Annotated in this window: 1 protein-coding gene and 1 pseudogene; both read left to right on the top strand. The window is 77.6% G+C overall.

Annotated features, from left to right (window positions below; translation table 11 throughout):
- Positions 1-3: 3 nt before the first annotated feature.
- Positions 4-1,365, top strand: coding sequence for a glutamine synthetase family protein (locus tag KS423_RS45255; protein ID WP_224285482.1), 1,362 nt, complete (start codon positions 4-6; stop codon positions 1,363-1,365).
- A 2-nt stretch (positions 1,366-1,367) separates the two neighbouring features.
- Positions 1,368-1,571 (top strand): annotated as a pseudogene (locus tag KS423_RS45250) (amidohydrolase); the annotation flags it as partial.

Below are 1,571 nucleotides of genomic sequence, written 5' to 3'. Positions count from 1 at the left end.
GCGCTGCCACCGCGCGCCGAGCGGGCCGAGCGCGCCGAGGAGGCCGCCGACCGGCTGCGCACCGAGGCCGTCGAGGCGGTGGCCGTCACCTGGGTGGACAACGCCGGCGTCACCCGGGTCAAGGCCGTGCCGCTCGCCGGTCTGGCGCACGCCGCGCAGTGGGGCGTCGGCACCGCGCCCTGCTTCGACGTGTTCCTCGCCGACGACACGATCACCACCAGTCCGATCATCGGCGGCCCCACCGGGGACCTCAGGCTCTACCCGGACCTCGACCGGATCGTCTCGTTGGCCGCCCAGCCCGGCTGGGCCTGGGCCCCGGGGGACAGGTACACCCAGGCCGGGGCCCCGCACCCCGGCTGTCAGCGGCTGTTCGCCCGCCGGGTCCAGGCCGTGGCGGCCGCGCGCGGCCTGAGCCTCAAGGCCGGCATCGAGGTCGAGTGGACGGTCGCCCTGGCCGGCGCCCCGCAGGAGGAGCCGCAGTACCCGACGCACGGCCCGGCGTACGGGATGCACCGGGTCACCGACCTCTCCGACTACCTGCGCGACGTCCTGGGCGCCCTCGGCCGGCAGGGGCTGAGGGTCCTGCAGATCCACCCCGAGTACTCCCCGGGCCAGTTCGAGGTCTCGGTCGCCCCCGAGGGCCCGGTCGCCGCCGCCGACACCTCCGTCCTGGTCCGGCACACCGTCCGGGCCGTCTCCGCCCGGCACGGCCTGCGGGCCTCCTTCGCCCCGGTGGTCGAGGCGGGCGGCGTCGGCAACGGCGGGCACCTGCACGTCAGCCTCTGGCGGGACGGGCGCAACCTCGGCCACGGTGGCCCCGGTCCGTACGGCCTGACCGCGGAGGCCGAGGGCTTCCTCGCCGGGGTGCTCGACGCGCTGCCCGAACTGCTGGTGCTGGGCTGCTCCAGCCCGGCCGGGTACCTGCGACTGGTGCCGTCGCACTGGGCCGGCGCCTACCAGTGCTGGGGCCTGGAGAACCGCGAGGCCGCGCTGCGCCTGGTGACCGGCTCCACCGGGGAGCGGGCCGCCGCCGCCAACGCCGAGGTCAAGTGCTTCGACGCGAGCGCCAACCCGTACCTGGCGGTCGGCGGGGTGATCGCGGCCGGCCTCGCCGGGATGGACCAGCGCCGCGCGCTGCCACCGGAGTTCACCGGGGACCCAGCCGCCGCCGAGCCCGGCACCGTGCCCCGGCTGCCGACGGGCCCGGCCGAGGCGGTCGCCGCGTACGAGCGCTCCGCAGTGCTGCGCGAGGCGCTCGGCGAGCCGCTCTACCAGGCGGTGCTGGCGGTGCGCCGGGCGGAGCAGGAGCAGTACGCGGCCGTCACGCCCGAGGAGTTGGTCGCGGCCACCCGCTGGCGGTACTGAGCGTGGCCCGGCCGGAGGGGCCCGCGCTGGTCGACCACCACTGCCACAGCGTGGTGGCGGTCGAGCTCGCCGACGACGCCCTGGCCGGGCTGCTCACCGAGTCCGACCGCCCGCCCGCGCCCGGCTGTTCGCCCTTCGACAGCGCGCTGGGCCTCGCGGTGCGGCGCTGGTGCCCGCCCGCGCTCGGCCTGCCGGCACACGCCCCC

This window comes from Streptomyces sp. LS1784, assembly GCF_020103755.1.
Classification (GTDB): domain Bacteria; phylum Actinomycetota; class Actinomycetes; order Streptomycetales; family Streptomycetaceae; genus Kitasatospora.
Note: the sequence above shows the minus strand (reverse complement) of the source record. Positions and strands in the feature narration are given on the sequence as shown.